The sequence below is a fragment of the Gracilibacillus dipsosauri genome (genome assembly GCF_003176895.1).
Classification (GTDB): Bacteria; Bacillota; Bacilli; order Bacillales; family Amphibacillaceae; genus Gracilibacillus; species Gracilibacillus dipsosauri.
Genome location: NZ_QGTD01000019.1, coordinates 24958 through 44538, shown reverse-complemented (window position 1 = coordinate 44538; position 19581 = coordinate 24958). Strand labels below are relative to the sequence as shown.

General features: G+C 37.9%; 19 protein-coding genes. 18 read left to right on the top strand and 1 reads right to left on the bottom strand.

All coding sequences use genetic code 11. The features are described 5' to 3' along the window. The first annotated feature begins 12 nt into the window (after positions 1-12). From speB to argS, 4 genes are all read left to right on the top strand, one after another. A complete protein-coding gene (gene speB, locus DLJ74_RS17495) occupies positions 13-885 on the top strand; it encodes an agmatinase (protein WP_054788788.1) in 873 nt (290 codons plus the stop codon). Between the two features lie 72 nt (positions 886-957). Then, positions 958-2007 carry an AimR family lysis-lysogeny pheromone receptor gene (locus DLJ74_RS17490; protein WP_109985435.1) on the top strand — a complete coding sequence of 350 codons (1050 nt, stop codon included), beginning with the start codon at positions 958-960 and terminating at the stop codon, positions 2005-2007. Positions 2008-2022: 15 nt separating this feature from the next. Further along, on the top strand, positions 2023-2457 hold the full coding sequence (locus DLJ74_RS17485) for a YwiB family protein (RefSeq protein WP_054788792.1): 435 nt from the start codon (positions 2023-2025) through the stop codon (positions 2455-2457). A gap of 15 nt (positions 2458-2472) precedes the next feature. Beyond that, positions 2473-4140: an arginine--tRNA ligase gene (gene argS, locus DLJ74_RS17480; protein WP_109985434.1), complete on the top strand. Its 1668-nt coding sequence runs from the start codon at positions 2473-2475 to the stop codon at positions 4138-4140. A 67-nt stretch (positions 4141-4207) separates the two neighbouring features. On the opposite strand, the gene DLJ74_RS17475 is transcribed toward argS, so the two are convergent. Further along, positions 4208-5287: a phospholipase D-like domain-containing protein gene (locus tag DLJ74_RS17475; protein ID WP_181397652.1), complete on the bottom strand. Its 1080-nt coding sequence runs from the start codon at positions 5285-5287 to the stop codon at positions 4208-4210. 259 nt (positions 5288-5546) lie between these two features. Here DLJ74_RS17475 and DLJ74_RS17470 point away from each other — a divergent pair, with 259 nt between their 5' ends. The 14 genes from DLJ74_RS17470 to DLJ74_RS17405 all read left to right on the top strand — a co-directional run bounded on the left by DLJ74_RS17470 (position 5547) and on the right by DLJ74_RS17405 (position 19559). Next, positions 5547-6134, top strand: a complete 588-nt coding sequence (locus DLJ74_RS17470) for a P-loop nucleotide/nucleoside kinase family protein (RefSeq protein WP_109985432.1) — start codon at positions 5547-5549, stop codon at positions 6132-6134. 119 nt (positions 6135-6253) lie between these two features. Continuing rightward, positions 6254-6787 carry a DNA-directed RNA polymerase subunit delta gene (rpoE, locus tag DLJ74_RS17465; RefSeq protein ID WP_054861232.1) on the top strand — a complete coding sequence of 178 codons (534 nt, stop codon included), beginning with the start codon at positions 6254-6256 and terminating at the stop codon, positions 6785-6787. Between the two features lie 394 nt (positions 6788-7181). After that, positions 7182-8777 carry a CTP synthase gene (locus DLJ74_RS17460; protein ID WP_109985431.1) on the top strand — a complete coding sequence of 532 codons (1596 nt, stop codon included), beginning with the start codon at positions 7182-7184 and terminating at the stop codon, positions 8775-8777. A 286-nt stretch (positions 8778-9063) separates the two neighbouring features. Continuing rightward, positions 9064-9426, top strand: a complete 363-nt coding sequence (locus tag DLJ74_RS17455) for a response regulator (RefSeq protein WP_109985430.1) — start codon at positions 9064-9066, stop codon at positions 9424-9426. Positions 9427-9603: 177 nt separating this feature from the next. Continuing rightward, on the top strand, positions 9604-10458 hold the full coding sequence (fba, locus tag DLJ74_RS17450; protein WP_054788798.1) for a class II fructose-1,6-bisphosphate aldolase: 855 nt from the start codon (positions 9604-9606) through the stop codon (positions 10456-10458). 322 nt (positions 10459-10780) lie between these two features. Then, entirely contained in the window at positions 10781-12067 is a 1287-nt protein-coding gene (locus tag DLJ74_RS17445; protein WP_054788799.1) for a UDP-N-acetylglucosamine 1-carboxyvinyltransferase, read from the top strand. Between the two features lie 486 nt (positions 12068-12553). Beyond that, positions 12554-13849, top strand: coding sequence for a transcription termination factor Rho (gene rho / locus DLJ74_RS17440; protein WP_109985429.1), 1296 nt, complete (start codon positions 12554-12556; stop codon positions 13847-13849). Positions 13850-13977: 128 nt separating this feature from the next. Continuing rightward, a complete protein-coding gene (locus DLJ74_RS17435) occupies positions 13978-14223 on the top strand; it encodes a type B 50S ribosomal protein L31 (protein WP_054861228.1) in 246 nt (81 codons plus the stop codon). Between the two features lie 257 nt (positions 14224-14480). Then, positions 14481-15098, top strand: a complete 618-nt coding sequence (locus DLJ74_RS17430) for a thymidine kinase (protein ID WP_109985428.1) — start codon at positions 14481-14483, stop codon at positions 15096-15098. Between the two features lie 83 nt (positions 15099-15181). Continuing rightward, on the top strand, positions 15182-16252 hold the full coding sequence (prfA, locus tag DLJ74_RS17425; RefSeq protein WP_054788802.1) for a peptide chain release factor 1: 1071 nt from the start codon (positions 15182-15184) through the stop codon (positions 16250-16252). A gap of 1 nt (position 16253) precedes the next feature. Continuing rightward, positions 16254-17123, top strand: a complete 870-nt coding sequence (prmC, locus tag DLJ74_RS17420; RefSeq protein WP_109985427.1) for a peptide chain release factor N(5)-glutamine methyltransferase — start codon at positions 16254-16256, stop codon at positions 17121-17123. Positions 17124-17213: 90 nt separating this feature from the next. Further along, complete coding sequence (gene spoIIR, locus DLJ74_RS17415; protein ID WP_054861225.1) at positions 17214-17840, top strand: stage II sporulation protein R; 627 nt, start codon at positions 17214-17216, stop codon at positions 17838-17840. Positions 17841-17921: 81 nt separating this feature from the next. Continuing rightward, on the top strand, positions 17922-18356 hold the full coding sequence (locus DLJ74_RS17410; protein WP_109985426.1) for a hypothetical protein: 435 nt from the start codon (positions 17922-17924) through the stop codon (positions 18354-18356). A 189-nt stretch (positions 18357-18545) separates the two neighbouring features. Then, the gene (locus tag DLJ74_RS17405) at positions 18546-19559 is read left to right on the top strand and encodes an L-threonylcarbamoyladenylate synthase (RefSeq protein WP_109985425.1); all 1014 of its coding nucleotides are present in this window, start codon (positions 18546-18548) and stop codon (positions 19557-19559) included. Positions 19560-19581: the final 22 nt, after the last annotated feature.

The window sequence follows — 19581 nt, the reverse complement described above, 5'->3', positions numbered from 1 at the left end:
GGGGTGAAAGGTATGCGTTTTGATGAAGCCTATTCTGGAAAGGTATTTATACTATCACGACAAAACCATGAGAAGGCAGATGTTATTTTATATGGAATGCCGATGGACTGGACAGTAAGCTTTCGTCCGGGTTCGCGCTTTGGTCCCAATCGCATCAGAGAAGCATCAATTGGCTTAGAAGAATATAGCCCTTATTTAGATCGTCATTTAGAAGAAGTGAACTATTTCGATGCAGGGGATATCCCACTTCCGTTTGGAAATGCTGAGCGCAGTCTAGAAATGATAAAAGCCTATGTCCGCAAAATTTTGGCAAAAGGAAAATTTCCGCTTGGATTAGGTGGTGAGCATTTAGTGAGCTGGCCAATCCTTGAAGCAATGTTTGAAAAATATCCAGATCTTGCTGTCATTCATATTGATGCCCATGCTGATTTGCGGATCGAATATGAAGGAGAAGAATTGTCTCACTCAACTCCGATTCGAAAAGTTTGTGAAAAATTTGGTGCAGAGAATGTTTATTCATTTGGGATTCGATCAGGCATGCGAGAAGAATTTCAATACGCAAAGGAAAGCGGCATGTATATGGCAAAATTTGAAGTAGTAGAACCACTAAGAAAAGTATTACCGACACTGCTTCATCGCCCGATATATGTCACAATTGATATCGATGTATTAGATCCGGCCTATGCGCCTGGTACAGGGACTGCTGAAGCAGGCGGGATTACTTCAAAGGAATTATTGGAGGCTATCCATCTAATTGCAAAATCCGGGGTTTCTATTGTAGGTGCAGATCTGGTGGAGGTTGCTCCAGTATATGATCCGACAGAAAAAACAGCAATCGCAGCAAGCAAATTCATTCGGGAAATTCTTTTGGGCTGGGTAAAATAACCGGCAGTTACTTTCTAGGTTAATTATGATAAAATGTCAGTAAAGGAATAGAAAAATAGGGGATAAATCACGATGACAGAACACGAACATGACAATCATATAGTAAATCACTTCTTAGAAAGTGACAATGAATTGCCGATTTATGTTATTTATCAACAATTAAAGGGATACCCTAATGAAATAGATAATATGCGATTGATTTGTCTGCATTGTAAAAGTGATCATAATCAACGAGTTGCCATGGAATATCTATATGCAGTCGGTTTGCTAGAGGAGCTACATGACGTAATAGCAAAAAATCGAACCTCTATTCATAAAAAAAATCGAACGGCAGCACTGGCTTACCAGTTAATGTACGATCGGAAGAATTTATCCAATAAACAAGTCAAACCAAAAATGATAAGGCAATCGATTAAAGAGATTAATCGAATCGAAGCGGAAGCAGATGATGACATTTTTCCTATTTTAAAAGACTTATTACATATTTACTGTTATTTTGACATGCATCAATATGGCAAAATTGGTTTATATAATGATCGTATTAAGATAGGACTGGATCGTCTGATGGATCCTTTATTAAGAGAATTGCTCGAGCATCGTTTGGATGAGACGTTATTTATCTATCATTGGAAACGAAATGAATTAATACTTTCACGGAAATATGGCTATCGATTGCTTGCCAATACGAATAATGACTACAAAAAAATCGATATTCATAATATGCTTGCACAAGGATACCTGTTTGAAAGCTATGAACAAGCGATACAACATGCCCATTTCGCTTTAGAGCTAGCAAAGAAGACCGCCAATGCACGTGCTGTTTATGGACTGACCAATTACACTATTCCATTTATTTCTGCCTATTATCGAAAAACGGAAGGGCTCGTGACAGAGAATAAAGCAGAGCAAGCTCATATTGCATTAGCAAATGGTAATGTCGAGGAATGTATATCCATATTAGAGGAATTTAACGAGCTGACGCCATTTCAACAATATTATTTAGGTATGGCACGAAAGGATAAGCATTTACTCAAGCAATCCTATCAACGTTTTATCTATGAACGGGACGATTATTTTTATGCGAAGCTACCATTACAAGCATTAAATGCACTTGATCAATAAGGAATGAGAAGATTAATGAACAAAACTCCAGTTTCCATAACAATGACCATGGAAATAATAGATGACGATAATAAAGAAATTACCGTAACAGAAGAGAAAGGTCTGCTAATGGAGAAAAACCAGATGACTGTGCTGACCTTTAGTGAACAGAATGAATATAACGAACGGACAGATTCATTCATTACCATACAACCTGATAAAGTAAGTGTGAAGAGGTCTGGCGCTGTTTCCATGCATCAAAAATTCACAGAAAAGCAACGAACAGAAAATGTTTACAGACACCAGTTTGGAACAATGCATATGGAAACAATGACAGAGCAAATTCAATATCAACAACTAGAGAAGAAAAGAAATGGAAAGCTTTTTATTAGCTATACAACAAGCTTAAATGGAGCAGACCCCAGAAGACATCGGTTAACCATTCAATTCAGCCAGGAAGACAATCGTTAAAATGGAGGTATTAGTATGAATATAATGCAAGAGATGCAAGATAACTTAAAGATGGCGATAAAACAAGCAGTCTTATCGGCAGGCTTAGCAAAAGAAGAGGAAATACCTGCCATTGTGCTAGAACAACCTAAGGATAAAGCGCACGGTGATTATGCAACGAACATGGCTATGCAATTAGCGCGAATTGCCAAAAAAGCTCCACGTCAAATTGCCGAAGAGATAGTACAGAAGCTAGATCAAACAAAAGGATCGATCAAAAAGGTAGAAATAGCTGGTCCTGGTTTTATTAACTTTTTCATGGATAATCAATATCTAACGAATTTAATTCCTACCATCTTAGAGCAAGGGGAGCAATATGGAAAAACAAATGTAGGCAAGGGTGAGAAAATCCAGGTAGAATTTGTTTCAGCGAATCCTACAGGAGACCTGCATTTGGGTCACGCTCGTGGTGCTTCCGTTGGGGATGCTTTATGCAATATTTTAGATAAAGCAGGCTATGACGTCTCAAGAGAATACTATATTAACGATGCAGGAAATCAAATTAATAACTTAGCACTATCTGTTAAGGCTCGTTATATGCAAGCATTAGGTAAGGACTATCCTATGCCGGAGGACGGGTATCATGGAGCTGATATTATCGGAATTGGAGAAAGTCTTGCCAAAGAATATGGTGAAGAGCTTTTGAGTCAACCAGCGGAAGAGCAGGATCGTTTTTTTAGAAAATACGGTTTGGAATTTGAACTAGAAAAGCTCGCAAAGGATTTAGAGCAATTTCGCGTAACCTTTGACAACTGGTTCTCAGAAACCTCTCTCTATCAAGAAGATCGTATAGTACCTGCAATTGATCTTCTCCGCGAAAAAGGATATATTTTTGAAAAGGATGGAGCAACATGGTTCCGTACGACAGACTTTGGTGATGATAAGGATCGTGTTTTAGTAAAACAGGATGGTTCCTATACCTATCTATCACCAGATATTGCTTACCATAAAAACAAGCTGGATCGTGGCTTTGATAAACTAATCAATGTTTGGGGAGCGGATCATCATGGTTATATCCCACGTATGCGTGCAGCGATCCAAGCACTTGGCTATAATGCGGATACTTTAGAGGTTGAAATCATTCAAATGGTAAATCTCTTTGAAAATGGCGAAAAAATAAAAATGAGTAAACGAACAGGAAAAGCAGTCACTTTACGGGAACTAATGGACGAGGTAGGCATTGATGCTATGCGTTATTTCTTTGTCATGCGCTCTGCTGACTCTCACCTAGATTTTGATATGGATTTAGCAAAATCCCAGTCCAATGATAATCCTGTTTACTATGTTCAATATGCCCATGCGCGAATTTGTACCATGTTAAAGCAAGCAGCAGAAAAAGGGATACAACCTACTGACTATGATGCAAGCCTGCTTCAATCAGAAAAAGCAGAGGATCTCTTAAAGCAATTAGGCGATTTCACCCAAGTGGTTGCAGATGCAGCAAGTAATCGAACGCCACACCGTGTAACACAATATATTTTTGACCTAGCATCTGCCCTTCACAGCTTCTATAATGCAGAGAAAGTCATTAACGAAGACGATATCGAAGCAACAAAAGCACGCTTAGCTTTAATGGAAGCCGTAAAAATCACCCTAGCAAATGGCTTACGCCTGATAGGAGTTCATGCACCAGAGAGCATGTAATAGAAAAAGAGGAATAAATCAGTGTTGACTGGTTTGTTCCTCTTTCATAATGTGGTGACAAGTTATACTACAAAAATCTCCGAAGTGGCACACTGATAACCGTTAACAGCTTCATCCACAATGGTTGATGTTTAATCCATGTTAAGGTTAATTTTTTGCTTGTATTCAAGTCATGGGTAAAGCATGCTCTGGCATCCTGATAAAGGGGATGATCCTTTTTTACGATGACATTGATTTCTTCATTGAGAAGAAGGCTTCGTTGATCAAAATTTCCTGTGCCAAAATCACAGATCTCTTCATCAATAAACAAAACCTTTCCGTGAAAAAAACCATCCATATATAAATAAGTATCTACACCAATCTCTTGCATTTTTTTTAAATAAGGCATGGCACCGGCCTTTGTAATAGGATGGTCTCCTTTTTCAGGTAGAAGGATCGTAATCTTTACTCCACGTTTTCTTGCATCCACTAGCGCCTGAAGCACAGGTTTTGTTGGGATAAAATAAGGAGAGCCAATTTCAATAGAACGTTTAGCACTGGAAAGCATCGAGAGGATACTTTTTTCAAGGGAATTTGCTTCTGATGTCATGACACAAATGTTAACATCCTCTGCATTAGCTTCCTTCTCACCAAATGATCGGTCATAGGAAAGACTCGCCTTGTTCCAATCCGTAGTAAAAATTTGACTGAATACTCGAGCAATTTCACCCGTGAGACGAATATGATAATCCTTCCACTTACCGAGCTTTAAATCATTTCCTAAATACTCTTCACCAAGGTTGAATCCTCCTAGATAACCAATCTTTTGATCGATAATTAATAGCTTTCGATGGTTTCTCTGTTGAAGGTGATAAAAAAATGGCGGCCGTGGATGGTTCATCTTGAAAAAAGGGAATCGATTTTTTATCCATTTCTTACGGTAACGAAAGCTTCCTACCCAATCTGCCAGCATTCTAACCTCCACACCTTCTGCATGTTTTTGAGCAAGTAAGCTGTAAAATCTGTTACTAATCTGGTCATTACGAATAATAAAAAATTGCACATCAATCGAAGTTTTGGCATTTTCTATATCCTTTAACATTTTTTCAAAGAGATCTTGCCCTGAATCAAAAAATGTAACATCATCAGTAGAGGTGTTCCATTTCATGCTATGATTATTCCTTGCTGATAACATTTTACCGAGGATGTAATCAATGTATAATAAAAAAATAAAAAGCACTATACATCCAACTATGGTTAAGTAAATCATGAATATCCCTCTTTTCAAAGCTTAATCTTTACATTACCCAATATTAAAGAAAACTATGATAAAATTCCATTATAAAAGCACGTGCGTTTTTCGATTGAATCGGTTAACATTAGAAGGTGTGAAGAATAAACGTGAAATTACTTAATGAGGTGAGAAGATGCAAAAGCTAGTATTCTTTGTAGGGGTCGCAGGAACAGGGAAAACAACCGTGGCAGAAAAAATTGCGGAAACCATACCTTGTGCATTTCTTGATCGCGATACAGTAGGGGGACGTTTTGTTGAACGTTTTCTTGAAATGAATGATTTAGATCCAAATGATCGTGACTCAGATTTTTATAAAAAAAATTTACGTGATTTAGAATATGATACAACCAAGGATATCTGTATAGAAAATCTTCGGGTTGGACAAAATGTTTTCATGATTTCTCCATTTACAGCTGAATTGAAAAATAAACAATGGATTGAAGATGTTATTGCAGCTAGTGGAAAAACAAATAAAGAGGTAGAGGTGAAGGTAGTTGTCGTCACTCTTGACGATATCGAACAGCAACGAAAACGCATTGAAGAGCGTGGAACAGTAAGAGATACCTGGAAGCTTGACAATTGGGATTCCTATGAAACACGAGTGGATTTTGTTCCAACAATTAATTGGGATATTCCGCAAGACGATATCCATGTTTTTGATAATTCAGGAGATTTAACGGAGGAAAAAGTACAAGGATTAATCTCTTTCATTAATTCATAGCATACACTTGTGAAAGATTGTTGCATTTCATTAGGCAAAACCATATAATATGATGGTAGTAGTGACGTTGAACGAAAACATTTGTTTACATAGATTTTACGATAAAGGAGTGCTAAATCGTGAGTTTGCAGAATTTAACAGAAGAAAAAATAGATGAAATGGCAATGATCGATGTTGCGACAGAATTACTAGAAGATGGAAATAAAGCAATGGATTTCCGAGAATTATTTGATAAAGTGGCAGAACTGAAGGGCTTTAAAGAGGAAGAAAAAGATGAAAGGCTCTCCCAATTCTATACAGATTTAAATATTGATGGTCGGTTTATGACAAAAGGCTCTAATCTTTGGGGATTGAAAAAGTGGTATCCGGTAGAAGAAATAGATGAAGATATTACCCAAACACCGAAGAAGAAAAAGAAGAAAAAAGTAACGAAAAAGAAAGCGAAGATCGAAGAAACAGAACTTGATGAAGACTTAAGTGAAGATGATAGTAACATCGGTGATGTCGATCTAGAGGATTTCCAAGAGGAAGAAGATTTCGACATTGAAGATACATTGGAAGATGATGACTTTGATTTCGATGAAGATGACGAGATAGAAGATGAAATAGACGATTTAGAAGACGATGATTTTGATGAAGATGAAGAAAAATAGCCTAAAACTTACTTGACTTTCTACCGCTATCTGAGTACAATTTTACTTGGGCTCCATAAATTAATGGATAATATATAGCGTTCCCCTGGTAGATAGGGGAGCGCTTTTTTATTTTACGTTAGGAAAGTATAAAATTCTACACAGTAGCGTTTCGACGTAGCTGAAATTTTAAGGTACCAAGTATAAGCAAAACTAGGCATTCGCCAAAGGACGAGCGAATGCGAGTTTTTCTAATTAAAAATAGCTTGAGAGTTCCAATATATAGCTCAGGTACTTCTTTCCGAAGACGGAGAGAGTTTCATTAAAAAAAGTGGGAATGAATAAGAAGAGACTTCCATCATTGGTGGCTTTCTTCCTCCCACAAGCTTAATAAATACAAGAAAGAGGGATAAGTGTGACAAAATACATCTTTGTAACTGGTGGTGTTGTTTCTTCCATTGGAAAAGGAATTACAGCAGCATCCTTAGGGCGTTTATTAAAAAATAGAGGATTAAAAGTAACGATTCAAAAATTTGACCCATATATCAACGTGGACCCAGGAACAATGAGTCCATATCAACATGGAGAGGTTTTTGTTACAGATGATGGGGCAGAAACAGATCTAGACCTTGGCCATTATGAGCGGTTTATTGATATTAATCTCAACCAGTATAGCAATATTACGACAGGAAAAATTTACTCAACGGTGATTAAAAAGGAACGTCAAGGTGACTATTTAGGTGGAACAGTACAGGTTATCCCACACATTACGAATGAAATAAAAGATAAAGTATTTCAGGCCGGAAAACAAACAAATGCAGATATTGTCATCACCGAGATCGGTGGTACGGTTGGAGACATTGAATCCCTTCCATTTATTGAAGCGATTCGCCAAATAAAAAGCAATATTGGTCGCGAAAATGTCATGTATATTCATTGTACCCTAGTTCCTTACATTCAAGCGGCTGGGGAATTGAAAACAAAGCCAACACAGCATAGCGTAAAAGAATTACGATCACTAGGGATTCAGCCAGATGTGATTGTTTTACGTACAGAAAGAGAAATTAGTCAAGAAATGAAAGAAAAGATTGCATTATTTTGTGACATTAATGAAAAAGCGGTTATTGAGTCAGGTGATGCAGATACCCTCTATCATGTACCATTAGCAATGCAGGAACAAAAATTAGACCAAATTACTTGTGACCACTTTGGATTAGATTGTGCTCCTGCAGATATGACGGAATGGCAGCAATTAATTGATCGGGTTTTAAATTTAACAAAGAAAGTTACAATTGGTTTAGTTGGTAAGTATGTAGAACTGCCAGATGCCTATATCTCTGTAGTAGAGGCATTAAAGCATGCCGGATTTGCTCATGATGCGGATGTAGAGGTGAAATGGATAAACTCGGAAGAATTAGATCGTGAAAACATCGAAACACAACTAGCAGATGTGGATGGAATTCTAGTTCCAGGTGGATTTGGTGATCGAGGCATTGAAGGAAAGATTGAAGCGATTCGATATGCAAGAGAAAACCGTATACCATTCCTTGGAATTTGCCTTGGTATGCAACTTGCAACAGTAGAATTTGCTCGAAATGTATTAGGGCTAGAAGGGGCGAATTCAGCAGAGATTGATCCACAGACACCGTACCCGATTATTGATCTACTCCCTGAACAAAAAGAAATATCGGAAATGGGTGGTACGCTAAGATTAGGCTTATACCCTTGTCGATTAAAGGATGGCACAAAAACGAAAGAAGTATATGACAATGAAGATGTGGTATACGAGCGTCACCGTCATCGATTCGAATTTAATAATCAATATCGGGAGGATATGGAGGCAAATGGTTTTGTCTTTTCTGGTACAAGCCCTGACGAAAGATTGGTCGAAACTATTGAGATAACAGACCATCCTTGGTTTATTGCCTCCCAATTTCATCCAGAATTCAAATCTAGACCAACAAAACCACAATCATTATTTAAAGGATTCATAGGAGCAACAGTAAAATAATTCTTCATAGAAATTATTAATAAAACGAACGATTCTAATTAGATCGTTCGTTTTTTGCTTACTATATTTACTTTTGCCCAAGCCACTAATCAACATTCTCCTAACTTCGACAAAATTCGTTCCGTTCAGATAAAAAAACATTTCAAAATATTGCAGGATTTTTATTTCTTATATCGAAATATTTTAAAGGATATAATCTTTTGAAAATTATTCTGTGGATGACGAAAAAAGAACATAGTGATAAGCTAAGTTTTTCTATGGTAGCAGAGAAAAGGAGTTGCATGATATGGAAAAAACAGTCTTAGTAGTAGATGACCAAATTGGGATACGAATGTTATTAGAAGAGGTTATATCTCATGAAGGGTATCGTGTGGAGCAGGCCATGAATGGTCAAGAAGCACTTGATAAAATTAAACAGGATAGCCCTGACCTTATTATGTTAGATTATAAGCTTCCAATCATTGATGGGGAAGCACTTGTCCAGCTGTTAGAGGAGGATGGATTTGCCATTCCGACTGTAGTCATGAGTGGATTACCTGAACGAGCGGAAGGTAAAATGAAAAAATATTCCTCTGTTAGAAAAACAATTGGCAAACCATTTCAATTAAATGATATACGGATACTAGTTAATGAAATAATTGGTAATTAATCCTTATTATGCAGTAGAATTGATATTTTTTTATCAAGTAACCGTTTTCCACGGCTTACGTTGTTGCACCTTCTTAAAGGAATTGGTATTCTATTAATGGACACAATCTATCAGTAACAAGATCGGTTGTAAAAGCAATGCTTATATCTATACATATTTTAAAGGAGGAGCAAAACAATGCCATTAGTTTCAATGAAAGAAATGCTAGAAACTGCTAACAAACAACGCTATGCTGTAGGTCAGTTCAATATTAACAACCTAGAGTATGTACAAGCTATCTTGCAGGCTGCAGAAGAAGAAAAATCCCCAGTGATCTTAGGTGTATCTGAAGGCGCTGGAAAATATATGGGTGGATTCAATGTAGTTGTGGCAATGGTGAAAGCAACAATGGAAGCACAAGGTACAACAGTTCCTGTTGCAATCCATTTAGATCACGGTTCTAGCTTCGAGGTATGTGCAAAAGCTATCCATGCAGGCTTTACTTCTGTAATGATCGATGCATCTCATGATCCATTCGAAGAGAACATTGCAGTAACTTCCAAAGTAGTGGAGCTTGCTCATTTCCATGGTGTATCTGTTGAAGCAGAGCTTGGAACAGTTGGTGGTAATGAAGATGGTGTACAAGGTGGAATTATGTACGCAGATACAAACGAGTGTAAAGAGCTTGTAGAACGTACAGGTGTTGACTGTCTTGCACCAGCATTAGGTTCCGTTCACGGTCCTTATCAAGGCGAGCCAAACTTAGGCTTTAAAGAAATGGAAGAAATTAATACCGTTGCAGGTGTACCACTAGTTCTTCATGGTGGAACAGGAATTCCTGTTGCAGATATCCAAAAGGCAATTTCATTTGGTACTTCTAAAATTAATGTAAATACAGAAAACCAAATTCAACAAACAAAAGTAGTTCGTGAAGTATTAGAGGCTAATCCAGAAATGATTGACCCTCGTAAATACTTAGGACCAAGCCGAGATGCAATCAAAGATACAGTAATCGGTAAAATGCGCGAATTCGGTTCTTCTAATAAAGCATAAATAAGATCTAACTGCTCTTTTTTGAAAAGGGCAGTTTTTTATTGTAATCTCCTACCTCTAATCGTTTTATCCTCGAACAATTACAAGAAAAATAATCCTGCTTAGTGTAAAAATATCCAAATTACGTTATAATGGAAGTCGATTGGTTTTTTATCATTTATGAAAGTGCGTATGTAAAATTACCACTTTCTAAAGGTATAGCAGTCATGGAGTTTTCTATCAATATTTTGCATGAATTTGGTAAAAAGGAACACACTAAAAATAGTAAATAATAGTGATGCGATAAATAGCTAGTAATTACCTTGAAAGAGAGGGAATAGGAATGCAGAAACTACTAGTAGAAGGTGGACACCTGCTTAATGGAGAAGTGCGGATAAGTGGCGCAAAAAATAGTGCTGTGGCACTCTTGCCAGCAGCTATTCTTGCGGACTCAAAAGTAATAATAGAGGGTCTTCCAGAGATTTCTGATGTAGAGACATTAAGCTACCTATTAGAAGAAATTGGCGGAACAGTGGAAAAGCATGAACATACTTTACATATTGACCCAAGCAATATGACGGCAATGCCCTTACCTAATGGCCGTGTAAAAAAGCTTAGGGCATCCTATTACTTCATGGGTGCCATGCTCGGTCGCTTTAAGGAGGCGGTGATCGGTTTACCGGGAGGCTGTTACCTCGGGCCAAGACCGATAGATCAGCATATAAAAGGCTTTGAGGCTTTAGGCGCAACGGTAACAAATGAACAAGGTGCAATTTATTTACGTGCAAACGAGCTTAAAGGAGCACGTATTTACTTAGATGTAGTGAGTGTTGGGGCGACCATTAATATCATGCTAGCTGCAGTAAAAGCGAAAGGCAAAACGATTATCGAAAATGCAGCAAGAGAACCAGAAATTATTGATGTGGCCACATTGCTCACAAGCATGGGTGCTAGAATCAAGGGTGCGGGAACAGACGTTATTCGAATTGAAGGTGTAGAAACATTAAAAGGCTGTATGCATACGATTATTCCGGATCGAATTGAAGCAGGAACTTATACGATCATGGCTGCTGCTCAAGGAGAAGAGGTATTAATTGACAATGTGATACCTCAGCACTTAGAGCCACTGTTAGCGAAATTGAGAGAAATGGGTGTTCCAATCGAAGAAGGGGAGGAACAATTACTCGTCCATAGAGGAAGTAAACTAAATAGTGTGGATATTAAAACACTTGTCCACCCAGGGTTTCCGACAGACCTACAGCAGCCATTAACAGCACTTCTTACGAGGTCAGAAGGGACGAGCGTTGTCACAGATACCATTTATTCTGCTCGATTTAAACATATTGACGAGTTGAGAAGAATGAATGCCCAAATTAAAGTCGAGGGTAGCTCTGCTATTATAACAGGATCTGTGGAACTAGAAGGGGCAAAAGTCAAAGCAAGTGATTTACGAGCAGGAGCCTCACTTATTGTGGCAGGATTAATGGCAAATGGGGTTACAGAGATTACAGGTGTAGAGCATATCGATAGAGGTTATGCGAACATCACGGATAAGCTTAGACAATTAGGTGCGAATATTTGGCGAGAGAATATGACAGAACAAGAAGTAAAACAATTTCAAAATTCCTAATGTGTAAGAAAAGCGCAGACTAATCGGAGTTAGACATCTACTAAATTTATATATGATATAAGGAAAGAGGCAATAACTTGTCTCTTTTTCCTTTTTTTAAATGTGTAAAAAATGAGGGAAATTCGATTTCTTAAAAAAATAGTTGAATATCTCGAAAGAAAAAGGTACTATATAGACAGAATTAAATTCTTACAATTAAATTCTTACTTTAAGCTATCATAAATACCTTCTAAAAGTATAAATATAATAGCTTCCATCTTTCACTCTTCTTGAGATTTATAATGATCTCGGTGCTCCCATTTTTGAGCTTCCATAACATGATGAACGAATACGATAGTAACTGCAACCGACCAATTGGTAGTGTTTCCTAATTTATTTATGGATAATAGCAATTATTTTCAATATGTTTTTCCGTGTTTATTTTATGAATCTAAAAGAGATGGAATCGTTTCGATAAATTAGAAAAAATATAGGTGTGGTGATTTTGTGAGTGAAGTAACGATCTCAGAATTGGAATCAATGACATTAAAGGAATTGTATGCAAAGGCAAAGGAATTTAAGGTTTCCTACTATGCAAAATTAACAAAAAGAGAATTAATATTTGCCATCTTAAAGGCACAAGCTGAAAAAAGTGGCTATTTATTTATGGATGGTATTTTAGAAATCATCCCGACAGAAGGGTTTGGTTTCCTCCGTCCGATTAATTATTCCCCGAGCGCTGAAGATATATATATTTCTGCCTCTCAAATTAGAAGATTTGATCTAAGAAATGGTGACAAGGTTTCTGGTAAAGTTCGACCGCCAAAGGAGAATGAACGCTATTATGGCCTACTTCATGTTGACGCCGTAAACGGGGAAGATCCTGAGGCAGCGAAAGAACGTGTCCATTTCCCTGCATTGACACCATTATATCCAGATCGATTAATGAATCTAGAAACAGAAACAAAGCAAATCTCTACACGAATTATGGATTTATTAACACCTGTTGGTTACGGACAACGTGGTTTAATCGTTGCCCCTCCAAAAGCGGGGAAAACGATGCTATTAAAACAAATCGCCAATAGTATTGCGGTTAATCATCCAAATACTAAGCTGATCATCCTTTTAGTTGATGAGCGACCAGAGGAAGTAACCGATATAGAGCGATCTGTTGCGGATAATGTTGATGTGGTAAGCTCGACATTTGATGAGGTTCCTGAAAACCATATAAAAGTAGCTGAATTGGTTTTAGAGCGTGCCATGCGGTTAGTGGAGCATAAAAAGGATGTCGTGGTCCTTATGGATAGTATTACACGTCTTGCTAGAGCATACAATCTGGTGATTCCTCCAAGTGGACGAACTCTTTCTGGTGGTATTGATCCTGCCGCATTCCACCGTCCTAAGCGTTTCTTTGGTGCTGCTCGTAATATCGAGGATGGCGGTAGCTTCACGATTTTAGCAACGGCACTTGTAGAAACAGGCTCACGGATGGATGATGTTATCTATGAAGAATTCAAAGGTACAGGTAATATGGAGCTTCATTTAGATCGTAACCTTGCCCAACGACGAATCTTCCCTGCCATTGATATTTTACGTTCTAGTACGAGAAAAGAAGAACTATTATTATCGAAGCAGCACTTAGAAATGATGTGGGCAGTACGTAAAAGCATGCAGGATTCACCAGATTTCCTAGAACGATTTTTACGTAAATTACGTTCAACGAAAAATAATGAAGAATTTCTTGCTTCCATTGAGGAAGAAATGAGACGAAAAGGAACAGCCAAGAATAAGAAAGTAGAGTAAGGCGCAAATCAAAATTATACTTGCATTCGAATGGTGACACTGTTATAATGCTTCTGTATGATTGAAAATGCTTATCGCATAATTTAACTCTGTTTCTTAAGGATTCAGGGCAAAAGGAGTGGACAGACATGAAAGAAGGACTTCATCCAGAATACCATAAAGTTGTATTTCTTGATACAAGCTCTGACTACAAATTTCTAGGCGGATCTACAAAGACTTCTGATGAAACGATCGAATGGGAAGATGGAAACTCTTATCCATTAATTCGCGTAGAAATTAGTTCAGCTTCACACCCGTTTTACACTGGTAAACAAAAAGCTGACAAAGTTGGTGGCCGTGTAGACCGTTTCAAGAAAAAATACAACCTTGGATAATGGCTATTTTTTCAGAAATTTATCTACGGATACTAACAGGATATTGATCCGATTAAAGCAGGCAAATGCTCATACGATTTGCCTGTTTTTTATTGGCATAGAGTGTCATCTATTCAGCAATATAGCTTAAATGGAAGCAAGAATTTAAAAGTATGGGAATATACTTAATGATTAAACTAATATCAGAAGGGAATTCTTCTCCCACTGATGCTAAACGAAACTAGAGAAAGTGAAATGTCGGAAGGAGTCACATTTCCATGAATATCATGAAACATACTGGCTGGCTTGAACTCATATGTGGGAGCATGTTCTCTGGTAAATCCGAGGAACTAATCCGTAGAGTAAGAAGAGCTACATATGGTCATCTCAATATTGCCGTATATAAACCAAAAATAGATAATCGCTATAGCGAGGAATCAATTGTCTCTCATAATGGTGCAGCGATCATTGCGAAACCGGTAGAGAGTGCAGCAGAAATTTTATCAGATGTCACAGAGGATATGGATGTCATTGGAATAGATGAAATCCAATTTTTTGACAAAGAAATTGTGGAAGTAGTTAGTCAATTAGCTAATAATGGCCAACGAGTAATTATGGCTGGACTAGACACGGACTTTCGAGGTGAGCCGTTTGGGCCGATGCCGGATCTTTTAGCCATTAGTGAATTTGTTACAAAGCTTCAGGCGATATGCCCTGTTTGTGGGTCACCTGCCAGTAGAACACAACGTCTCATTAACGGAAAGCCTGCATCCTTTGATGATCCTGTTATTTTAGTAGGGGCTAAGGAAGCATATGAGCCACGATGTCGTCATCATCACGAAGTACCGAACCATCCATATAACCGAAATATCGCAAAAAATTCTAATGCATACTAGCTTTGACGCTTTTTATAAAACTATACTATAATATACGTACCAGTGAAGTCATCACCTGTTTAGGTGAGAAAGAGGTGAAGGACGTGTTAGATCGATTAGAATCGTTAGAGGCGCGTTATGATAAATTAAATGAATTATTAAGTGACCCAGAAGTGATTAATGATTCTCAAAAACTTAGAGAATACTCTAAAGAACAGTCAGATTTACAGGATATCATTGTCGCCTATCGGGAGTATAAAGAGGTAAACTCTCAGCTAGAAGATGCTAAATCCATGCTAGAAGAGGATTTAGATGATGAGATGCGTGAAATGGCAAAAATGGAAATCGCAGAATTATCGGATCAAAAAGAAGACCTTGAGGAAAAACTAAAAGTGTTACTATTACCAAAGGATCCAAATGATGATAAGAACGTTATTATGGAGGTCCGCGGAGCTGCTGGTGGAGATGAAGCGGCACTTTTTGCGGGCGATTTATACCGCATGTACTCACGTTATGCGGAGTCAGAGGGCTGGAAGATAGATGTAATGGATTCAAGCACAACAGGTGTCGGGGGATTTAAAGAAATCGTATTTATGATCAATGGAAAGGGTGCCTATTCGAAGCTAAAATTTGAAAATGGTGCTCATCGTGTACAGCGTGTTCCAGAAACAGAATCAGGTGGTAGAATCCACACCTCTACTGCAACGGTTGTGGTAATGCCAGAAGCAGAAGAAGTAGAAGTCGATGTCCATGAGAAGGATATTCGTGTAGATACGTTTGCATCTAGTGGACCAGGTGGACAAAGTGTTAATACAACGATGTCGGCAGTTCGATTAACCCATATGCCAACAGGAATCGTTGTCTCGATTCAGGATGAAAAATCACAGATCAAGAACAAAGAAAAAGCAATGAAAGTATTACGTGCACGTATTTATGATAAATACCAACAGGAAGCACAAGCAGAATATGATCAAACGAGAAAGTCTGCTGTGGGGTCAGGAGATCGCTCGGAACGTATTAGAACCTATAACTTCCCACAAAATCGTGTGACGGATCACCGTATCGGACTAACGATTCAGAAGCTTGACCAGATTCTTGAAGGGAAGCTAGAAGAAGTGATTGATGCCCTTATTATTGAAGAGCAAGCAAAGAAAATGGAGCAAATAGGTGAATAATATGCCAACCATCACGATATACGAAGCCCTCCGTCGGGCTTCTTCTTTTTTAGAAAATGCGTCCCGTGAACCTAAGGTTGCCGAGATCCTACTGCTGCATGAGCTTGGACTGACAAAAGCTAGCCTTATTAGTAGCTTACGTGATAGCATGACACAAGAAGCGTTTAGTGCCTATATGGATAAAATTAAACAGCATGCTACAACAGGGATTCCAGTCCAGCATTTAACAGGTGTCGAGCAGTTTTATGGCCGTGATTTTACGGTGAATGAACACGTATTAATTCCTCGTCCGGAAACAGAGGAGTTAATTGTGGCTATTTGTGAGACAGTGAGGAGGAAAAATAGAACTGATTTAACCATCTGTGATGTCGGGACAGGAAGTGGAATTATTGCGATAACCTTAGCGCATGAGCTAGCAGAGTGGAAACCGAGAATTTTGGCTACAGATCTATCACCAGAAGCATTAATTGTGGCCAAACAAAATGGAAGAAATCATCAGGCAAAGATTGAATTTTACCAAGGAGATTTTTTATCCCCCTTAATGGAGAAAGGGGAAAAAATTGATCTACTCGTTTCTAATCCACCATATATTGATCCGACTGAGAAAAAATTAATGTCTGATACGGTGAAAAATTTTGATCCAGATTTAGCACTATTTGCACCTAATCATGGCTTAGCAGCATATGAAGCAATTATTCAACAGGCGAAATTCGTTCTGAATAAAGATGCGATCCTAGCCTTTGAGATTGGCTACCAACAAGGAATGGCCGTCTCTGACATCATAAAAACGAAGTTCCAACATGCTAAAGTGAACGTATTGCAAGATATAAACGGAAAAGATCGAATGGTTATGGCAGAATTAATAGGATAAGTAAAAAATTAATAGATTGATTGTTTAAAAGCTTTTGTATTTGCCCACACTGTGACTAATGAACAAGACATCATTACAGGGGGAAGAAAAATGCGAAAGCTTTTATTCATTGCAGTCCTTATATTTATGATTATTGGATTTTTTCCACAAAAAACAACGAGCACGGAAACCTCAGCCTATCAGGTGATTCCTGACGAAGCGATCCGTCTAAGAATTTTAGCAAATAGTGATAAGGAAAAGGATCAAGCACTGAAGCATGCTGTGCGCGATGCTGTGAACGCAGAAGTGACAAAATGGGTAGAAAAAATGGATGATATCGAGGAAGCGAGAAAGCTTATATCTAACAATACTACAGAGCTTGAAGCGATTGTTGAAAAGGTATTGAAGGAGAAAGGCTCTGATCAATCCTATAAGGTTCAATATAGTGATAAAGTGAAATTTCCCACAAAATTATATGGAGATTATTTATACCCTGAAGGAGAGTATGAAGCTATTCTTATTACTCTTGGAGAAGGTGATGGTGCCAATTGGTGGTGTGTTGTATTTCCGCCATTATGCTTTCTAGATTTTTCATTTGGTACTACTGTTCAAGCAGAAGAAAAGGAAGAAAATGAGGAAGAAAAGAAAAAGGAAGAGCAAGATAAAAAAGAAGAAAAAGAGGAAGATGAAGAGGAAGTAAAGTATACCTTTTTCTTTCTCGAATGGTTTGATTTTTAGTGGAAAAAGTTCCTATTCTAATGAATAAATCTATCATTTGTTTCATAGATTATAGTAAATAAATGATAGAGGTGGAGAATAGTGAAATTACAAGCAACTAATACAGTAACAGATCAGGAATTTGCTCAATTTTTTGAAAATAAGATGTCATGGATAACGGATGATAGAATGAAGCAATATGGCTATTTTGTGGAGCAAGACGAAAAGCCTATTGCTTTCTTCTGTCTATATCCTGTGGATAAATCTAGCTATTGGTTACGTGCATTTATTATGAAAAAGGGTGCACCCTTTTCCTTACCATTAACCATTATTCAATCAGCCGAAAATTTAACCTATAACTATGGTGCGGAAAAATTATATGTGCAAAGCAGATCAGAAACTGTGGATCAATTGTTAATGCAATTGAGTTATCAACAAATTCCACAAGGTCCATCCACTGAAAAACAAGGACAATGGTGGATGAATGATCATCTAAATGTGGACAAAGTGGATGGTTATACACAAAATGTGAACTGAATGTGCATAACATTCACAAGAATTGTGGATAAATATTCATGTTAAATATCATTTTTGTGGATAAAACAAGATTTACCCACAGAACTCCTTCCTTTCTGTGGGTAAATCTGTTGATAACTCCATCGGCTTGCACATTTTAAGAAATCCCTCCATAATAATGCTAGACATACGAAAATCGAGGGATAGTAAATGGAAACAAAAATGTGGAAAACAGATGAACAATCAATAAAGGAAGCAGCTCAATCGATATTAAATGGTGAAGTAGTAGCATTTCCGACCGAGACGGTGTATGGCTTAGGAGCAGATGCTACGAATGAGCATGCTATAGCAAAAATCTTTCAAGCAAAAGGAAGACCAGCTGATAATCCACTAATTGTTCATGTAGACGCACCCAGTCAAATTGGCCGATATGTGCAGGAGATTCCAGAGGCTGCACAAAAACTCATCGATCATTTTATGCCAGGTCCTTTTACCATTATTTTAAAAAATAACAAAGAGATTACACCACTTGTTACTGCTGGATTAGATTCGGTTGGGATCCGTATACCGAACCATCCGATTGCAAGAGCGTTCATTCAAGCAACAGGTAAACCGATAGCAGCACCAAGTGCTAATCTCTCAGGAAAACCGAGTCCAACAAAAGCCAATCATGTATTGGAGGACTTAAAAGGGAAGATTAGTGGAGTAATTGAAGGTGGTGCAACAGGAGTTGGTTTAGAATCAACCGTTGTCGATGCTACTGGAGAGATTCCTATTATTCTTAGACCAGGCAATGTAACACTCGAGGATATTAAAAAAATCGTGCCAAGTGCAAGGATGACCAATGCGATACAAAAACAAGACAATCAGCCTAAATCACCTGGGATGAAATATAATCATTATGAACCTGATGCCCCACTATATGTCGTACATGGAGATAGTGATTTTTTTCAGAAGCAGATCGATCTTTATCGAAAAAAACATTATAAGGTTGGTGTTTTAGCAAGTGATTCATTAATGGATGAACTAGACGCAGATCAACTATTTCCTTGTGGGGAAAACGACAAAGAAATAGCCGCTAAGCTGTATGATGGACTACGATATTTTAATCATACGAATGTTGATCTAATTTTAGCAGAGGCCTTTTCCACAGATGGGGTGGGCCAAGCTATTATGAATCGGCTGTCAAAGGCAGCATCTGACCATCTTTACCAAACAAAATAACGATCATAACCGCCCCCTTTTC

What these genes read in the sequence shown, in the direction of transcription:
- speB (WP_054788788.1), top strand. Translation starts at nt 13, where the DNA reads ATGCGTTTTGATGAAGCCTATTCTGGAAAGGTATTTATACTATCACGA.
- DLJ74_RS17490 (WP_109985435.1), top strand. Translation starts at nt 958, where the DNA reads ATGACAGAACACGAACATGACAATCATATAGTAAATCACTTCTTAGAA.
- DLJ74_RS17485 (WP_054788792.1), top strand. Translation starts at nt 2,023, where the DNA reads ATGAACAAAACTCCAGTTTCCATAACAATGACCATGGAAATAATAGAT.
- argS (WP_109985434.1), top strand. Translation starts at nt 2,473, where the DNA reads ATGAATATAATGCAAGAGATGCAAGATAACTTAAAGATGGCGATAAAA.
- DLJ74_RS17475 (WP_181397652.1), bottom strand. Translation starts at nt 5,287, where the DNA reads ATGAAATGGAACACCTCTACTGATGATGTTACATTTTTTGATTCAGGG.
- DLJ74_RS17470 (WP_109985432.1), top strand. Translation starts at nt 5,547, where the DNA reads ATGCAAAAGCTAGTATTCTTTGTAGGGGTCGCAGGAACAGGGAAAACA.
- DLJ74_RS17455 (WP_109985430.1), top strand. Translation starts at nt 9,064, where the DNA reads ATGGAAAAAACAGTCTTAGTAGTAGATGACCAAATTGGGATACGAATG.
- fba (WP_054788798.1), top strand. Translation starts at nt 9,604, where the DNA reads ATGCCATTAGTTTCAATGAAAGAAATGCTAGAAACTGCTAACAAACAA.
- DLJ74_RS17445 (WP_054788799.1), top strand. Translation starts at nt 10,781, where the DNA reads ATGCAGAAACTACTAGTAGAAGGTGGACACCTGCTTAATGGAGAAGTG.
- DLJ74_RS17435 (WP_054861228.1), top strand. Translation starts at nt 13,978, where the DNA reads ATGAAAGAAGGACTTCATCCAGAATACCATAAAGTTGTATTTCTTGAT.
- DLJ74_RS17430 (WP_109985428.1), top strand. Translation starts at nt 14,481, where the DNA reads ATGAATATCATGAAACATACTGGCTGGCTTGAACTCATATGTGGGAGC.
- prmC (WP_109985427.1), top strand. Translation starts at nt 16,254, where the DNA reads ATGCCAACCATCACGATATACGAAGCCCTCCGTCGGGCTTCTTCTTTT.
- spoIIR (WP_054861225.1), top strand. Translation starts at nt 17,214, where the DNA reads ATGCGAAAGCTTTTATTCATTGCAGTCCTTATATTTATGATTATTGGA.
- DLJ74_RS17405 (WP_109985425.1), top strand. Translation starts at nt 18,546, where the DNA reads ATGGAAACAAAAATGTGGAAAACAGATGAACAATCAATAAAGGAAGCA.